Origin of the sequence: Pedobacter puniceum (genome assembly GCF_009674685.1) — a bacterium.
GTDB lineage: Bacteria > Bacteroidota > Bacteroidia > Sphingobacteriales > Sphingobacteriaceae > Pseudopedobacter > Pseudopedobacter puniceum.
The window spans coordinates 1298560-1315355 of sequence record NZ_WKJI01000001.1; the positions used below are offsets into that span (position 1 = coordinate 1298560).

General features: G+C 37.7%; 15 protein-coding genes. 11 read left to right on the forward strand and 4 right to left on the reverse strand.

All coding sequences use genetic code 11. The features are described 5' to 3' along the window. Positions 1–45 precede the first annotated feature (45 nt). From GJJ64_RS05815 to GJJ64_RS05830, 4 genes are read right to left on the reverse strand one after another with little or no spacing between them, the layout of a single operon-like run. A complete protein-coding gene (locus GJJ64_RS05815) occupies positions 46–1524 on the reverse strand; it encodes an arabinan endo-1,5-alpha-L-arabinosidase (protein ID WP_154286764.1) in 1479 nt (492 codons plus the stop codon). A 30-nt stretch (positions 1525–1554) separates the two neighbouring features. Further along, the gene (locus GJJ64_RS05820) at positions 1555–3105 is read right to left on the reverse strand and encodes a RagB/SusD family nutrient uptake outer membrane protein (protein WP_154286765.1); all 1551 of its coding nucleotides are present in this window, start codon (positions 3103–3105) and stop codon (positions 1555–1557) included. 30 nt (positions 3106–3135) lie between these two features. Then, entirely contained in the window at positions 3136–6474 is a 3339-nt protein-coding gene (locus tag GJJ64_RS05825) for a SusC/RagA family TonB-linked outer membrane protein (protein ID WP_154286766.1), read from the reverse strand. 24 nt (positions 6475–6498) lie between these two features. Further along, positions 6499–7515: a FecR family protein gene (locus GJJ64_RS05830; protein ID WP_154286767.1), complete on the reverse strand. Its 1017-nt coding sequence runs from the start codon at positions 7513–7515 to the stop codon at positions 6499–6501. 341 nt (positions 7516–7856) lie between these two features. Between GJJ64_RS05830 and GJJ64_RS05835 the strand changes: the two genes are divergently transcribed. From GJJ64_RS05835 to GJJ64_RS05885, 11 genes are all read left to right on the forward strand, one after another. Continuing rightward, complete coding sequence (locus GJJ64_RS05835; protein ID WP_154286768.1) at positions 7857–9122, forward strand: site-specific integrase; 1266 nt, start codon at positions 7857–7859, stop codon at positions 9120–9122. A gap of 214 nt (positions 9123–9336) precedes the next feature. Next, entirely contained in the window at positions 9337–10260 is a 924-nt protein-coding gene (locus GJJ64_RS05840; protein WP_195759232.1) for a hypothetical protein, read from the forward strand. A 639-nt stretch (positions 10261–10899) separates the two neighbouring features. Further along, positions 10900–11277, forward strand: a complete 378-nt coding sequence (locus GJJ64_RS05845; RefSeq protein WP_026706492.1) for a single-stranded DNA-binding protein — start codon at positions 10900–10902, stop codon at positions 11275–11277. Between the two features lie 35 nt (positions 11278–11312). Beyond that, on the forward strand, positions 11313–12386 hold the full coding sequence (locus tag GJJ64_RS05850) for a DUF932 domain-containing protein (protein WP_154286770.1): 1074 nt from the start codon (positions 11313–11315) through the stop codon (positions 12384–12386). Positions 12387–12437: 51 nt separating this feature from the next. Then, entirely contained in the window at positions 12438–12914 is a 477-nt protein-coding gene (locus tag GJJ64_RS05855; RefSeq protein WP_026706490.1) for a DUF1281 family ferredoxin-like fold protein, read from the forward strand. Further along, positions 12911–13120 (forward strand): hypothetical protein, encoded by a 210-nt coding sequence (locus tag GJJ64_RS05860; protein ID WP_026706489.1) that lies wholly within the window; start codon positions 12911–12913, stop codon positions 13118–13120. The genes GJJ64_RS05855 and GJJ64_RS05860 overlap by 4 nt, the downstream gene beginning before the upstream one ends. Then, positions 13117–13641, forward strand: coding sequence for a PRTRC system protein E (locus GJJ64_RS05865; RefSeq protein WP_028298680.1), 525 nt, complete (start codon positions 13117–13119; stop codon positions 13639–13641). Before GJJ64_RS05860 ends, GJJ64_RS05865 begins: the two co-directional genes overlap by 4 nt. A 30-nt stretch (positions 13642–13671) precedes the next feature. After that, complete coding sequence (locus tag GJJ64_RS05870) at positions 13672–13890, forward strand: PRTRC system protein C (RefSeq protein WP_013406998.1); 219 nt, start codon at positions 13672–13674, stop codon at positions 13888–13890. Between the two features lie 17 nt (positions 13891–13907). Further along, positions 13908–15062 (forward strand): hypothetical protein, encoded by a 1155-nt coding sequence (locus tag GJJ64_RS05875; protein ID WP_154286771.1) that lies wholly within the window; start codon positions 13908–13910, stop codon positions 15060–15062. Positions 15063–15072: 10 nt separating this feature from the next. Beyond that, entirely contained in the window at positions 15073–15786 is a 714-nt protein-coding gene (locus tag GJJ64_RS05880; RefSeq protein WP_154286772.1) for a PRTRC system protein B, read from the forward strand. Next, entirely contained in the window at positions 15786–16592 is an 807-nt protein-coding gene (locus tag GJJ64_RS05885; RefSeq protein ID WP_154286773.1) for a PRTRC system ThiF family protein, read from the forward strand. Before GJJ64_RS05880 ends, GJJ64_RS05885 begins: the two co-directional genes overlap by 1 nt. Positions 16593–16796: the final 204 nt, after the last annotated feature.

Below are 16796 nucleotides of genomic sequence, written 5' to 3' on the forward strand. Positions count from 1 at the left end.
CTTATACAAATATAAGTGTCTTACGTACACGTAATTTACAAAAAATTATTTCTTTTTCATCCAAATGGAAGTACCACCTCCATTTAATCCCGTCATCACGATGGTTGATGTTTTCTTTTTCTCCCAATCTCTCTCTCTAGAAACGTGTAGTTTATCTATAAATAAACCACCAGCCCATCTCAGCTCTAACCATGGGGCAGTATAAGTCCATCTGTTGTTTGGGTCGCCGTTAATTCTACCATCGGCACCTAAAGTAGTTTGGAAAGCGTTGTTGTATTGCGGGTCTAGTTGCTCATTTGCATAACCCGGTACTACACTATAACCTTGTACAATTTGCTCATAATCACCAGCAATTTCAGCAGCTGTAACAGGTGTATTGGGTACATTCGCATATCGCTGCGGAGAAACAATTGGCCAGCCGTCTGGAGTCCAGAAAATTTTACGAACATGTAAAACCATAAAGGCTAAGTCAACACCTGGTCTACCCTGATGAGCCATAAAATAATTATCGCCATCTTTAAAAACAGAACAATGCGAAACACCAGCCCAACCACCATGATCCATAAATTTGTACGGAGCTAAAATCATTGGACCATTATCTGCTGCGTTATCTACGTTAACACCATTCCAATCTAAGAAAGGTCCGTTTGGACTGGTTGAGCGAAATACCCTAACATTGTATTTTGTAGCCAACCAATCATAAGCTACAAATAGATAATACATATTGGTTTGTGGGTTGAAGATAATTTCTGGCCCTTCTAAATTGCCATTAAATATGTTATTGGTTTTACCTCTTCTTACAATTCTAACACCTTTATCATTAGAAGCTAAAGCCAAACCTGTTTGAGGGTTCAGTTGCAGTTCAAACAAACCATCCCAAGCAGAACCATAAACCATCCAGTGCTGGCCGGTTGGTGTAACTACAACAGACGGATCTATAGCATTTGTACCAGGACCAGAATTGGTTGATGTAACAGCCAAACCTTTTTCTACCCAAGGCCCTTCTAATGATGATGAGGTAAGTAAACCAATAGCACTTGTTCTACCCTCTTTAGCAGCTAAAGAATAATACAATCTAAACTCTGAGCCTACTTTCATAATATAAGGAGCCCAAATACCATCTACTGGCTCTGCACCATTAGCTTTTATGTAACTTACCGCTTGAGAAGGTAATCCATTAATAGCCCACCCCACATATTTCCAATCTACCAAGTCTTTAGATTTACGTACCATGATACCCGCTTTTACTGGTGCACCATAAGCTACATCGGTATTGAAACTATAAAACCACTCTCCATCTTTAATAATAGAAGGATCATGCGCATTATAAGGCCCCCACTGGCGGTAAAATGATGGTGAAGCTATACTACTATAAGTATCAAGTATGTTATTGATGTTAAAAGGTTTTTCAGCAAAAATACCCGGATCAACTTCTGTTACAGTTTCTACATCTTTTTTGCAGCTCCCCAACATCAATATAATTGATGTTGAGAGCAGCATATTCTTAATGGTTTGGTTTATCATCTATTTTTCAATTTAGATTTCTGCTGTGGATTAATTTGCTGGATTACGTGAAAGATTTTTATTTGCTGCCAATTCTGATTCTGGAATAGGTAAATACTCGTTACCCGGTGTCCATGTATTAAAATCAGTATCACGAGCTTTTAACATGGCCAGCTTAGTTGGGTTATATAACCATCCCCATCTGATGATATCATTGATTCTTTGGCCCTCGATAGAAAACTCTAAAGCTCTTTCATGAAAAATTTGCTCACGCATTTGGTCTCTGTTCATCCCTGGTTTAACAGTAGCTAGGTTAGGTAATTTTGCTCTGTCACGTACTGTTTGAATTAAAGGATAAGCCTCTGAGGTTCTGTTTAATTCATTTAAAGCTTCAGCATACATTAATAAAATATCCGCATAACGTAAAACTCTGTAATTAATACCACCACCTTCAAAAGTTTCAAAAGGTACACCTAAACCATCGTAGGTGTATTTTCTAGGATAAATTCTATCTAATGGGTGCGGCCAATTTACGCCATAAGCCATAGTAGAATTATCAGCTGGTTCGTAAGATGCTATGGTAGCAAGTAAACGAGGGTCGCTTTTATTATCTACTGTTTTTTCTAGCTTAAACTCATCATAAATCCAACGGGTTGGTAAATAGTCAGAGAAGCCTTTACCATCCATACCATAAGTAATAGAAACTGCAGAAAACTGACGCCAGTTTGCAGTTGGCTCGCCTGTCCAGTTAGGAACAGAACCACCACTTGCGCTAAATTGTACTTCAAATAAAGATTCTGCGTTGTTTTCATTAACATCTCTAAAATTATCACGGTAGTTTGGCATTAAGCTGTAAACTCCCTGTAAAGGTGCAACAAAGAATTTAGCAAATTCATTAGCTGCTTTTTGCCAATCTTTTCTGTATAAATAAGATTTACCCAACATACCTGTTGCCGCTCCTTTAGTGGCTCTACCTTTTTGACCTCTATCTGGCCCATCAACTGCATCATAAGAAACGGGTAACATACTTGCTGCTGTGCCAAAATCACTAAAAATTTGGCTCCATATAGCATCTTCTGTTGCCGTTGCCGGGAAATAATCGTTTTGATCTTTTGGTGGTGTAGTAATTAAAGGAACTTCTTTAAATGTAGTAGCTAAATTATAATAAGCTAATCCTCTTAAGAAATATGCTTGTCCTAAAACTCTAGACTTAGAAGTCTCATCAATAACAGAAGCATCCATAGCGCCAACATTAGCAATAACTTGGTTAGCTCTGTAAACAACCATATAAAGATCTCTCCAAATCCATTGTACCGGTGCAGAGTTATTAGGGATGATGAACTTGCCTGTTTGCTCTAAATCTGGCCAAGGGCTATCGCCTCTAAAATCATCTCCTCTACTATCTGTAAGACCAGGAAAAGAACGTTGGTAAGTACCATCAGTAATTAAAGCATTATAAACTCCGGTGATGGCAGCAAATGCTTGGTCTTTAGTTTTCCAATAGCTTGCCGCGGTTGGACCATTAGGGTTGACCAAATCTAATTTTTTATCGCAGGCTGTTAGGAAAGCCAAACCTATTATATAGTATTTAAAATTTTTCATCTTTCTTGCTTTTAATATTTATACCATCAATTAAAAACCAACTTGTACACCAAGCATTATTGTTCTAGGTTTCGGGTAAGAACCGTTATCAAAACCAGGTTCAAAAACTCCGGCAGTAAAATCTGGGTTATAAGCTTTATACTTTTGGAAAGTGTATAAATTTTGCGCTGTAGCATATAATCTTGCATTAGACACACCTTTTATAAATGATTTAGGTAAAGTATAACCTAAAGAAATGGTATTGATTCTTACAAAAGTTCCGTCTTGTAACCAACCTTCACGATTAGAGTTTCTACCGTTTTGGTTAACATCGTTCCAATCTAATCTTGGGATATTAGTATTGGTATTGCTTGTTGTCCAACGGTTAAGCATATCTTCATGATAGTTAGCATCACCACCTGTATGCATTAAATCTCTATAAAGTCTGCTGTTGATTAAGAATTTTGCACTTCCTGATAAGAAAACAGTAAAATCAAATCTCTTGTAAGATGTTCCGATATTTAAGCCGTAAGTATAACGAGGAATACCATTACCTAAATACGTTCTATCATCTTCATTGATGATGCCATCATCATTTAAATCTTTAAATCTGATATCTCCAACTGTTGTTCCTGGAAATTGTGTAGCATGAGCATCAACCTCTGCTTGGGTTTGGAAAATTCCATCGGCCACCCAACCATAGTGTCTGCCAACCTCGCCACCAATTTCTGTGTAAGAGCCAACTCCTTCTCTAAACTGAACATCATTACCTAATGATAAAACTTTGTTTTTAATGGTAGTGAAATTAGCGGTGATATCGTATTTAAAATCGCCTGTCATTTTACGATAAGTTGCACTTAACTCTACCCCGGTATTTCTTAAGGCTCCGGCATTTACTGTTGGGAAACGATTGATAGAACCAACTGAAGCTGGAATTGGAATACCTACTAAAATATCAGAACTTTTACTGTTGTAGTACTCTGCTGATAAATCTAATTTTCCGCTAAATAAGGTTGCATCTATACCTATGTTTGATGTTTCTCTTTCTTCCCATTTAATGGTTTCTGACACTACGTTGGTTTGTAAGCCGCCAAGTACACGAACATCATTAAAAGTATAAACGATATTAGGGTTAACTGAAGCTAAGTATAAATAGTTACCTATGTTTTCATTTCCTAAACGACCCCAACTTGCTCTAATTTTTAAATCAGACACTAAAGATTTTGGAAGTTTAAAGAAAGATTCTTCACTAATTTTCCATCCTAAAGCTACAGAAGGGAAATTACCATAACGGTTTGCCTTAGCAAATCTTGATGAGCCGTCTCTTCTTAAAGTTGCCGTAATAAGGTATTTATCATCATAGTTATAGTTAAGTCTACCTAGGTAAGAAGCAATAGTGTGATATTCTTCAAATGCAGATGAGTTGCTTGTAGCTCCATTTGCCAAAGTAGGAAAATATGGTTTTACAAAACCTTCTGCGTAAGCAAATTTAGTTAAGGCTAAATCTCTTTGATACATTTGTCCTGCTAATAAAGCAATAGAGTGTTTGCCAAAAGTTTTATCGTAACTTAAAGTGTTTTCTATAAGTGTACTTCCGTATGTTCTAGAATTATCGGTTAGCCTAGCGGTAACATTAGGAAAGAAATAACCTAAGTTAAATGTTGGGATAAAACCATTATCACGAGCTATAACCCTATCATAACCAACATTAACTTTATATTTTAGGTTATGTCCATTATTTTTTAAAAGCTGTAACTCGCCGAAGATGGTACCAAACATCCTATCAACATCAGTTTTGTTAGAAACCAAACTGTTGTAACCAATACCGTTTAATGATATAGCATCTTCACGATCTTGAAGTGTACCGCCAAAACCACCATCAACAGTAGGATCATACAGTGCCATGGTTGGGATGGCAAAAACTAAGTCGTTAATTAATGGCGGACGAGCACCTAAAAGTACACCTTCATTACCTATTAAAGAGTTTTCATTAGAACGAGTATAGTTAAATGTTTGTCCGATTTTAAAAATCCCTTTTTCTGCCATGGTATTTACCCTAGCAGTATATCTTTTGTAAGTTGGACCATTACCTACGAAGGTTCCGTTATTATCAAAAAGGTCTAAAGAAACATTGTAAGTTGTATTATTACCACCGCCAGAAAAATTCACATAATGGTTTTGTCTGTTACCTGTTTTTAAACCTTCTTTTTGCCAATCTGTATCAATATTGGTAATGTATTTATTTGAGTTAGGATCATTTGCCGGCGCTAAAGGCTTACCAGCGTTAAATCTTGCTTCGTTGTTTAAAGCTTGATAGTTTGCCCTACCTGTTACAGGCATAATTTGCCAAACTTCATCAACACCGTAATAACCAGCGTATTCTACTTTTAAAGGAGAATTTTTCTTCCCTTGTTTAGTAGTGATGATAACAACCCCGTTTGCCGCTCTTGAACCATAAACAGCACCGGCAGAAGCATCTTTTAATACTTGAACGCTTTCTATATCATTAGGGTTAAAATCTCTAGGTACTCCGTTAATTGGCACTCCGTCTATAACATATAGCGGGTCTGAGTTTCCAAAAGTACTGATACCTCTAATTCTTACTTGCGGGAATGCTCCTGGCTGCCCATCGCTGTTAACAGCAACACCAGAAACACGACCTTGTAAAAGTTGCCCAACATCATTAGAAGAAACCTGAAGCATATCGCTGGTATTCACAATAGCAACAGAACCTGTGATATCGGCTCTTTTCTGCGTACCGTAACCTACAACCACAACTTCACTTAAAGTTTTAGAATCATCTACAAGTGTAACATCTACACTTTTTTGATTATTTACAACAACTTCTTGGCTAGAAAAACCAATAAAACTAAACACAAGTACGGTACCTGCATTAGGAATATTGATGGTATACCTACCATTAACATCAGTTGTGGTACCTGTTGTTGACCCTTTTATACGCACACTTACACCTGGCAAAGGCATACCTGCAGCATCAACAACTTTACCTGTAATAGCAATATCTGCTAAACTTTTCTTGTTTTTATAAATTACGTACTGGCTTTCTTTTACCTTTTCGTAATTAAGATCAAACGGACTTAATAATTGTAATAAAACTTGCTCAAGAGGGTTATTTTCTGTGATGATACTAGCTTTAACCAGTTTGTCTTTTAATAATTTGCTATCGTAATTGAAACGAACTTTATATTGTTCTTCCAAAGACTTTAACATGATTGATAATTGCTGCCCCTGCTCCCCAACAGGTTTAGTTGAATCTACTCTGTTACTACTACTTGCATAAGCGTAGGTTTTAGAATAGGCAATGGGTTGTGAGTAGCCGTTCTCTGCTATTTGCAACACCGTAAAAATTCCTAGTATAAAACTTCTCATTTTTTAGATTTATTGGTTATTGGATTAGTTATTTATAATTAAGTTGTTTCCTTGTTTTTGTATGGTGATATTGAAGGTTTTTTGAAGTATGGTGAATAATAAATTGATATTTTCTGTATCGGCAGTTCCTGTGAAAGTAAGATTGGCTAATTCTTCATTAACAAATTTTACTTTATAGCCATAATTATCTTCTAGTAGCTGAGCTATCTCTCCTAAACTGGTATCTTCAAAAACCAATTCTTTATTTACCCAAGCGCTAAATACTTTTGTTTTAACTACTTTTTTAATAAAGGCTTTATTGTTAGCAGAAAAATCTACTAGCTCGCCTGGTTTCATATCAACTTCTTGATTTTTTTCTTGGTGCAAGAATAGTTTAACCTTACCCGAGTTTAAGACTACTCTAGTTTTGCTAGCCCTAGCATTTACATTGAATTTGGTACCTAAAACTTGTACATCTAAATCATTGGTATGAACTATAAATTTTTGATGATTGGCTGTATGTGTAACTGAGAAGAAGGCCTCTCCTTCTAACCAAACTTCTCTTGGTGATTGCTCATCCCAATCATCAGCAAAAGAAACGGAAGAGTTAGCATTTAAAACCACGAAAGAGCCATCTGGCAATTGTATTTTTTGGTTTTCTGCATATTGGGTAGAAATATTAACTTTCTGATTAAGTAAAAACAATATGAGAGCTACTACTACACCAAAGCCTACAAATACAGCAGCTACTTTTTGCCAAGATTTAATAAAACTTAATTGATGAACTACTGCATTTTGCTTTGCTTTTTCTTTATCAAAAGCATCATTAGTAGCCTCTATTCTGCTCCATAAATCGTTCAGTTCATCCTGTATAGGTTCATCATCATCTTTAGCTAATTCTAGAATAATAGCCTTTGCTTGCTCTAGAATAAGTTGATTCTCTTCACTTTTTGCTGCCCAATTGATCCAAAACTGCCCATCTACAGTATCGGGGTTTTTAACCCAAGAAATAAATTTTGCGTCTAAAATTAGGTCTTCTAAAGTGATGTATGGAGCATTCATGTTCTAATAATTGGCTAATGGCTTTATTACTATTAGACATGAAGGATGATTTTTTACCAAAGAATTTTCGATTTTTTTTAAAAAAATATTAGAAGAACGTAAAAATAAGCAAAATGGTTAAGACCATTCATATACAGTAGTTTATAAAACGTGAGGAAAAATTCGGAAGTAGGTGTCCGACAGGTTTTGAGCTTAAAATGACAAGGTTAGGTTACTAAATCGTTACTGACTATAATCTAATCGATAACGATATAATATCTTATATTTCAGTCATTTGCACTTGTTTTCATATCCCCTTGTAACTCAATAAAATTTAATTTTAAACGTTAAACAATTGAGTTATGGAACAAGAGAAAAGATCCACGTTCAAGCTGCTTTTCTACCTGAAAAAGAATGAACCTAAGAAGAACGGGAACGTCCCTGTTATGGGGCGTATCACTATTGACGGAACACCAAAATCCTTTAGTACCAAACTGGACATCAACCCCAATAATTGGGATTTAAAGCACGGAAGGGTTTTGGGCAAAAGTGCCCAGGCGCTGAGCACCAATCTTAAATTGGATAATATACGGGTGCGTATCAATAATATTTACGATGATATGCTCAAAGATGAAGGCTTTGCAACTGCACAAAAAGTAAAGCTATCATTTTTGGGAGTTGGTGTTATGGATGATGCCATCCTTAAAGTATTCAAGGACCAGAATGAGAATTTTGAAAGAATGGTCAGCAAGGGCAAGCGTTCTCAAAACACCTTTAATAAATATAAGACTGTCTATAATCACCTTTCCGAATTTATCAAAGAACGCTATCACAGGGAGGATATGGCGTTTCGGGAACTTACCTCAGACTTTATCCGGGAGTTCGATTTCTTTCTGCGCATAGATAAGGAATGTATGCATAACACGGTTTGGGTTTATAGCATGCCGGTTATTGCATTGGCGGAACTGGCGATAAAAAAAGGCTTGATTAGACAAAACCCTTTTGAGGATTATGAAATCAGCATGGAGGAAACTGATCGCAGCTATCTTTTAAAAGAGGATGTAGAAAAGTTAATGCTTCTCAAACCGTCCAAATCCAAATACGAACTTGTAAAAGACCTCTTTATTTTCAGTTGCTTTACAGGGCTTTCCTATATTGATATTCAAAAGCTGAAATGGAGCAATATACAGTCCTTCTTTGATGGCCACCAATGGATCATTAGCAGAAGGAAAAAATCAGATGTTGCTTCAAACGTCCGCTTATTGGAAATTCCAAAACGTATTATTGAGAAATACAGGGGCGTTACCCGTAATGAGTATGTTTTTCCGGTTCCATCCAATGCTACTTGCAATAGTCATGTAAAGAAATTGATAGAGGAAGCGGAAATTGTTACAGAACAGAAAGTAACCTTCCATACTGCACGTCACACATTTGCTACCATGTTCCTCACTGAAGGTGTGCCACTTGAAAGCCTTAGCAAAATGATGGGGCATAAAAATATTTCCACCACACAGATTTATGCCAAGATCACAAGTCAGAAAATTAGTAAGGACATGGATTTAGTATCAAATAAATTCGCTGGAATGGAAGCAGCATTTATTGATATGGAAGAAGAGGTTGCTTCCTAATATTTATTGCTTTTAAAACTATAAGCAGGGTTAAATCCTGCTTTTTTTTTGTTTCAATAAACCAGGCATTCTTAATAAATTCTTTTTTAAATTTACTTGTAACAATCCTATAAACAACCAAACTATGTCCTTATGTAAACTATGTCTTGAACGCGAAGCAAACAAAAAGAATACGCACTATCTTACTGATGCAATAATCCGTACCTGTCTGAATTTGGACGGAACAAATGAACGTGAAAAAGGTCTGTACTTTGCCTTGGATAATACCAATCCGTTCATTGATTTCAATTTTCAGCGACTTGATGAATTAACTTTGGAAGCCACCATCGGAAGAAAACCTACAGATGAAGAAATTGAAAATGCCAAATCTATTCCATTTTCTGTTGATTATGTATTTTGTAGTGAGTGTGAAAAACTTTTTACCGAGATAGAAGCCTCTTTTATAGAGAAAATATTGCCTCGCTTCAGGCAGAGTGATCTTTCGGGCATTTCTGTGGTCACTGAAGAAGATGTCGTTACAATCAGAAATTTCTTTTACATACAGCTCTATAGGAGTGCTATCTGTGAAGATATCTTGAATTTTCCTTCGGATTTTTTAAAGAAGCTACGTTTAAATATATTAGAAAAAAACGGCGATACATCTATACCTCTTAGTATTACCTATCTACAAACTGTTGGAGGAAACGCTACTTACACAGAAAATTACATTGGATTTACTAATGATAAAAACCCGTTTATTGTCTTTATGAATGATTTCATTATACAGGTGTATGAGAATGAAGAAGCTGTCAAATTTCTTCCTTTTCATGGGCTAAATGAACAAGATAATTTTGCAGCTACCATAAACATCAATGAGCAAGTTTTTAATTTCAAAATATTTGACAATGCAAGAAGAAAGCTTTTCCTAAATAGTGTAATCGTAAATGAAAAGGTTAAGAAGACGATACAATACTATCGGGATATGTTCGATATGTTCTGGAGAAAGCTGTTCGGTGTCGATGCTCCGGTGCTCCAGAAAGAAAGGTACATACACGGCCTTATTAATGGTGATGAAAACAACTTGATTAAATATTCAAAACAAGAGGTTTTTGAGTTTACAGTAGCTTATATGGCTAAGCTTTTCAACGTCACCAAATAAATTATATATAACTTAATAAATAGCCGAGGTAATTAAGCCTCGGTTTTTTTTATGTCCATACTAAATCCTTAAAGCACATTTATTTGCTCCCTAAAAATCCATCGCTATAAAAGAGCTTTGACAGGATTTGTTGATAAACCATACAAAAAATCTTCCCTTCTACTGCTCAACTACATTTTCAGTATCATTTACGTGGCTTCCCAAGCCACGATACTTTGAAACAATAAAAGGTCTTTAAAAAATTCTGTTACAACTGAATGCAGATTTTGTAATCACACAGAACCGTTTCCTAATGCATTTCCTCCTGCTTCCACATTCATTTTATCCAAAGACCCGTATGCTTTTTTGTCCCATTTCAAGAGCAAAGGTATTTCCGTGTTCTTAACGCATCACAAAGGTCAGGCAAGTTTGGAAAATAATCTCCACCCGTTGGGTAGTATTTTTTTCCAAAACCTTGGTGCTGCTAAACACGAACCTTTTATGCTCATGAAACGAAACATAGCATACTCCGGCTCTTTAAACGAATAAAAAAAATGTCAGACAGAAAGATTAAAAACATTGGAAATGGTAATGAAACGAAACAGCACCTCCTCTCATTGCCGAATAAATCTAAAAAATAATAACTAAAAATTAAAGAATATGAACATCACAGGAAGACTGACAAGGGATGCGGAAGTACGCACAACGTCACAGGAAAAACAAGTAGTAAACTTTTCGATAGCAACCAACGACAGCTACCGTAACAAACAGGGCGAACGCATAGAGCAAACTACCTATTTCGATTGCTCATACTGGATAAGCCCCAATGTAGCGAAGATACTCACTAAAGGCACATTGGTAGAGCTGACAGGCAGGGTAAGTGCTAGGGCGTGGACAGGTAATGACGGAGAAGCACACGCAGGATTAAATTTCCATACCTCAAACATCAAACTGCACGGAGGTGGCAAGAAATCAGAAACCGCACAAACTACCACAGGAACGAGCAACAACAAGTCAGAGGACGACCTCCCATTTTAACAACGAATATTTCAAACATTTAAAATCATTTTATCATGGCACATAATATCAATTTCAACGAGAGAACAGGACGTTATTCATTCTTTAGCGTACAACAAAAAGCGTGGCACGGTTTAGGACAAATCGTGGAGCAATACCCAACAAGCGAGGAAGCTATCAAATATGCAGGGTTAGATTATGAAGTCGTAAAATCTCCACTGCTTACAAAAGGTTCGGGTATTATCGAAACCACCAATGGAATAGAGATAGGCAGTACTGAATTAGAAGTACCTAACTATTTCGCCAACATACGCACCGATAACAATGCAGTATTGGGAGTAGTTGGCAAGGATTACCACATTGTACAAAACCGTGAAGCCTTTAATTTCTTTGATGCCATTGTAGACGGTGGCGAGGGCATTCTGTACGAAACCGCAGGAGCATTAGGCAACGGAGAACGCATTTTCATCACAGCCAAACTGCCCGACTATATCCGTGTGGGTAATGGCGATGATGTTACGGAAAAGTACATTTTCTTAACCACTTCGCACGATGGTAGCGGAAGTATCACAGCCGCATTTACACCAATCCGTATTGTTTGCCAAAATACCTTAAACGCTTCATTACGAAGTATGACCAATGTAGTCCGTATCAAGCACACTTCGGGAGCGAAACAACGTATCGAGAACGCTCATAAGATTATGGGACTTGCGAACACATTGAGCGACCAATTAGAGGGGATTTTTAACGAATGGGCAAAAGTAAAGGTAACAGACCGTGAAGTTAAAAAGCTAATACAATTGGCACTTTGCCCGAATAAGGAAACGCTTGACCTTATCAAAAAAGGTGCAGAAGATGAAATTTCCACCGTGTTCAAAAACACCGTAGAGGATGCCTTTGCATACGCAATGATAAGCGACACCCAACAAATGGACACTACCAAAGGTACATTGTTCGGAGCGTATAATGCGGTTACTGGCTACTATCAGAACGTAAGAAAGTACAAAGATGATGAAGCCAAGTTACAGAGTATTGTACTGGGTGGAACTGCTCAACTCAAGTCACAGAAAGCATTTGAATTGTGTAATGGCTTTGCATTAGACGGAGCAGAAATCTTTAATCTTAATTAAATAACAACAGGCTACCGCTTTCATCGGTGGTAGCCCACTAAAATATTCATTATGGCAAATTGGTGCAGTAATACAGTTGTATTCGAGGGGAAACCCGAAACAATCACAGCAATACAGAAACTTTTTCAATTAATGAAGAAAGAGGAAGAAGAAACAGAAGAAGGACAATTACCCGAATTTATTTCTAAAGACAATGGCGGTTATTTCTTCAATATCTATTGGAACGAGGGCGATGAAGGACAATTTCAGTATGAAACAAAGTGGTCGCCTAATATAGAAATCATTCAAAAGATAGCGGAACATTACGATGTGAATTTTACACACGATTATGAAGAAATAGGCAATCTAGTATATGGCAGAGCAACATTTTTTGACAAGGTACTCACAGATATTTATTTAGAGGACGAGGATTTTGAGCAATACAATTTCAATGAAGAAACAGATACGTACCATTTCGAGGGGAAAACATTCGATAGCGATTGTGAGATACTAGAAACACTTTTAGAACGAAAACTATCATTGCTATGAAAATAACAGACTTGAACGGTTGTCTTATTGAGGTAACGAACCTCAGAGAAGCTATTGAAATAGCAAGGCAGTACAAAGAGTATCGCCACGAGGATAAAAGTTTCTCCGAGTTTGACAAACGGCAAAAAGCCTATTGGGCAGATATGCACGAGAAACTAGAAAAAGCAAAGGAAAAAACAACAACAATTAAAATTTCAGAACTATGAACGCAAATTTTTTCAATCAGATAGCACAGTTGGACTTTACAGGAATTTTACAACTAAACATAGCCAAAGGAGCAGAAAGCAACCTAATTGTATCAGTAATACTCAACAACGAGCAATGCGGAGATAACGCCAAAAACCTCATTCCCCCATTGACATTTAACGCTACACCACAGGAGTTTGACGAGGGATTTTTTCAGCAGATAAACACGCCTATACAAAAGGCTTCGGGCTTAATGGTGGATATGGAAGTATTTATGAAGCAATTGGAAGAAGCTAAAAAACAATCAGCAATGGAGAAAGAAAAAGCAGAGAAAGAGAAAAAAGATAAGGAAGCCAAAGACAAGAAGTATAAAGACGGTATGGCAAAGGCTGACGAACTGGAGAAAGATGGCAAATTCCGTGATGCGTGGATGAAAGTACCCGATATAACGGAGTTCCCCGAAAAAGCGGACGAAATCCGTAAACGCAAATCGGAATTATCGGAGAAGTTTTCAACGCCAAGCCTTTTCGGAGCAGAGTAAACCAATTGTTTAACACTTAAAACGAGCATCATGTTATTAGCAACGCAATTAGAGAGGGTATTTATACTCAACGATAAAGGACAGCAAATTAAACTGACCGACCCAGAACCCAAATGGAGCGTGGAAGCCGTGATGAATTTCTATGCAAATTCTTATCCGATACTGACCACTGCCAAAGTATCTGCCCCTGTTATCCGTGACGATACAGTACAGTACCGATTTGAGAGTGTAATGGGAACGAAAGGTTAAACCAAAAATCAAAAAAAATGAATTATGCAAGGCAACATCATATCGGGCATCATCAAAACCCCACAACAACCCAAACAGCGGACTTTGCACAAACAATTGGGCGAGTTCGCAGACTGGATGCAAAGACCAAAGAACGCAGACGAAATAAGAAAAGACAAACTGAAATCGATACCCATAGCGATGCTACCAATGGTTTTCTAAAATGCTCATTTCTGCCTAAACTGCAAGAAGCACAAACCGTACAGGCTTGTGGAAAACCCGAAAAGACGGAAAGCGATTTTTATCAGTCCCTTTCCAAATTGGCAGGGCATTACGGTATACAACCTATGCAGTCCAGGCAATACGGCTATCCCTACAATATCGCTTTGGCTTTGGATGATACAGAGGAACAGTTAAGAAAGAAGTTTCGTGACTGGGAAGAACTCCGTTTGATACAGGATAGTAAGAAAACCTATTTCGTAAGTGAAGAACGGTACAGTACAGGTGCAACCTTGTATTACATTCCCGTAGTGCCATTGCACCGACTATCCAAGCATCCCAATCGTAAGCAAGCCGTACAGCTATTACAATCCGTGTGTGCGTACCTATACCAAATTGCAGATGTTCCTTACTATCGGCAGGAAAACAGTTACTTGTATTGGATGTATGAAATGGTAACAGAGTGGATTGTAAGCGATGACGAGAATGAGGACACGACAACGTTTGTAAGCGAGATTAGGCAATTAGAACAGATAGGCGAACGTATGGAGCAGAAAATTTACAACAAGCACAATTTGACCCGATTTGCCCTCCGTTTAAACTCCTTTAAAATCAAAGATAGCTTTGACCAAGATTGTTACAAACTGGCAAGTGAAGCCTTTGTCTTGTATGAACAATTTCCGAATGCCAACATAAACCGCAATGCCCTGCCAAACGGAGAGGCAAGCGAAGAAGATATGGAAAATAGTATAGGGATGGAAAAGTATGTTTCCTTTTGTGCCGATGCTAAAGGCATTTTGTTTCAAACACTTTTCGACAGCGTGAACACCGAGTTGCAAGAATACGGACAAATGGAAGAACCTACCATTGTGAAAAGGTTTGATGGTAGTGATATTACTGCCAATACCCTTGAATTTGAAAACCGTGTTTTTGCCTTAATTGAGGAATTGATATACATACTGAATAACTTTTAGATACTCTAACATGAAAGATATAACACAAAACTTCGGAACGCTTTACCACCCTTTATCGGCTTTGGTTTTTTACCAAACCAAAGGGAATAATAAATACACCTATGTAGAACATTTTGATATGGACAAGAACGGTAATCCTATCAATGCCCATCCTTTGACAGAAAGAGAAGCTAAAGAATTGGCAAAAGCACTCAATACCAAAAAGGAAAAGAGCAAGGCATTTTTAAAATCTAACGGCATTCTGCCTACCAACGTCCTGCACATTAATCCGAGTGAAAACGGTACGGTGCTTTGGTACACCAAGCCACGAAAAGTAAAAATGTTCTTTACTGAAAGTCTTGAAATACCAAACGGTACGGCGAAAGTACCTGCAATGCTTTGGTATGCAAGCAAGCAGAGCCTTATTGTTTTCGCCCTTGAAAAAGACCACAGACCTACCGAGAATACCGTATTATTTCACGCACCATTTTTCAATATTTACGAGGACGGACACGTATGTATGGGAACTGTAGATATCAATATCAAAAATTCTGCTTCGGTTGAAGAATTTATGCAAGCGTGGGAAAGCTATTTTTTCAATAGCTATTTCAGCCACTTGGTAAACGAACACAACCCCATAACAGGGAATTGTGTAAGCCTTTGGAAAGACCTTATCAGCACAGGTAAAGCCTTTCCTAAAGAAGTATTGAAAAAAACAAACAAGACCATAAAAACGATATTGTAATGAACACAGAAATTTTAAAAGTCCATTTTACAGACAGCTATTTGATAAATCCAACCAACCCGATAACGGTAAACGTAATCGGGGCAGGTGGCACAGGCTCAAAAGTAATGACCGCTTTGCTTGAAATGAACCATAGCCTAATCGAGTTAGGACACGCAGGATTATTTGTACGTCTTTGGGATGACGATGTTATTACCCAAGCCAATTTAGGCAGACAGCGTTTCGCTGAATGCGAGGTCGGGTTGTACAAGTCCGTTGCCATTATCAACCGTATCAACCGTTGGGCAGGTACGAACTGGAAAGCCGAAGCAAGGAAATTTGAAAAAGACAGTAAGGAAAGGTTGCCCGGAAACGCAGGAGCAAGTATTTATATTTCTTGTGTGGACAGCGTACAAGCAAGGTTTGAGATTGCGGAAATATTAAATGGATTGAACAACGGCAAAGCCTATTCCAACCGCCTACGCTATTGGCTGGATTTTGGCAACAGCCAACATACAGGACAAGCTATACTATCTACAATAGGAACTATACAGCAACCCAAGTCCGAGAAATACGAAACGGTGGCAAGCCTGCCAATGGTTACGGATGAATTTGGCGAGTTGCTCAAACAATCGGAACTGGAAGACGATACACCAAGCTGTTCCCTTGCGGAAGCGTTGGAAAAGCAGGATTTGTTTATCAATTCATCTTTGGTGCAGATGGGTTGCTCCCTGTTATGGGGTTTGTTCCGTAACGGATTGACACCATACAGGGGATTCTTTCACAACCTGAAGGATTTCCGTACCCACCCTATAAAAGTCGCCTGATTGGAAAATCGGGCGGCAAAAAGACACTCCCTCACGATGGTCGGGACAGTCTTTTTGCATAAATCGGAGCAACCTCTTTGGCAAAATGGGATGCCTACCCACCATTCATTCCGGCACATTTTACCAAACAGGTTGCGATATTATTTGAGGGATATTTATTATCCCTTTCTCTGTTTTAGAGAACTTCTTTTCTTACCACATTGG

What these genes read in the sequence shown, in the direction of transcription:
- GJJ64_RS05815 (WP_154286764.1), bottom strand. Translation starts at nt 1,524, where the DNA reads ATGATAAACCAAACCATTAAGAATATGCTGCTCTCAACATCAATTATA.
- GJJ64_RS05820 (WP_154286765.1), bottom strand. Translation starts at nt 3,105, where the DNA reads ATGAAAAATTTTAAATACTATATAATAGGTTTGGCTTTCCTAACAGCC.
- GJJ64_RS05825 (WP_154286766.1), bottom strand. Translation starts at nt 6,474, where the DNA reads ATGAGAAGTTTTATACTAGGAATTTTTACGGTGTTGCAAATAGCAGAG.
- GJJ64_RS05830 (WP_154286767.1), bottom strand. Translation starts at nt 7,515, where the DNA reads ATGAATGCTCCATACATCACTTTAGAAGACCTAATTTTAGACGCAAAA.
- GJJ64_RS05835 (WP_154286768.1), top strand. Translation starts at nt 7,857, where the DNA reads ATGGAACAAGAGAAAAGATCCACGTTCAAGCTGCTTTTCTACCTGAAA.
- GJJ64_RS05845 (WP_026706492.1), top strand. Translation starts at nt 10,900, where the DNA reads ATGAACATCACAGGAAGACTGACAAGGGATGCGGAAGTACGCACAACG.
- GJJ64_RS05850 (WP_154286770.1), top strand. Translation starts at nt 11,313, where the DNA reads ATGGCACATAATATCAATTTCAACGAGAGAACAGGACGTTATTCATTC.
- GJJ64_RS05855 (WP_026706490.1), top strand. Translation starts at nt 12,438, where the DNA reads ATGGCAAATTGGTGCAGTAATACAGTTGTATTCGAGGGGAAACCCGAA.
- GJJ64_RS05860 (WP_026706489.1), top strand. Translation starts at nt 12,911, where the DNA reads ATGAAAATAACAGACTTGAACGGTTGTCTTATTGAGGTAACGAACCTC.
- GJJ64_RS05865 (WP_028298680.1), top strand. Translation starts at nt 13,117, where the DNA reads ATGAACGCAAATTTTTTCAATCAGATAGCACAGTTGGACTTTACAGGA.
- GJJ64_RS05870 (WP_013406998.1), top strand. Translation starts at nt 13,672, where the DNA reads ATGTTATTAGCAACGCAATTAGAGAGGGTATTTATACTCAACGATAAA.
- GJJ64_RS05875 (WP_154286771.1), top strand. Translation starts at nt 13,908, where the DNA reads ATGAATTATGCAAGGCAACATCATATCGGGCATCATCAAAACCCCACA.
- GJJ64_RS05880 (WP_154286772.1), top strand. Translation starts at nt 15,073, where the DNA reads ATGAAAGATATAACACAAAACTTCGGAACGCTTTACCACCCTTTATCG.
- GJJ64_RS05885 (WP_154286773.1), top strand. Translation starts at nt 15,786, where the DNA reads ATGAACACAGAAATTTTAAAAGTCCATTTTACAGACAGCTATTTGATA.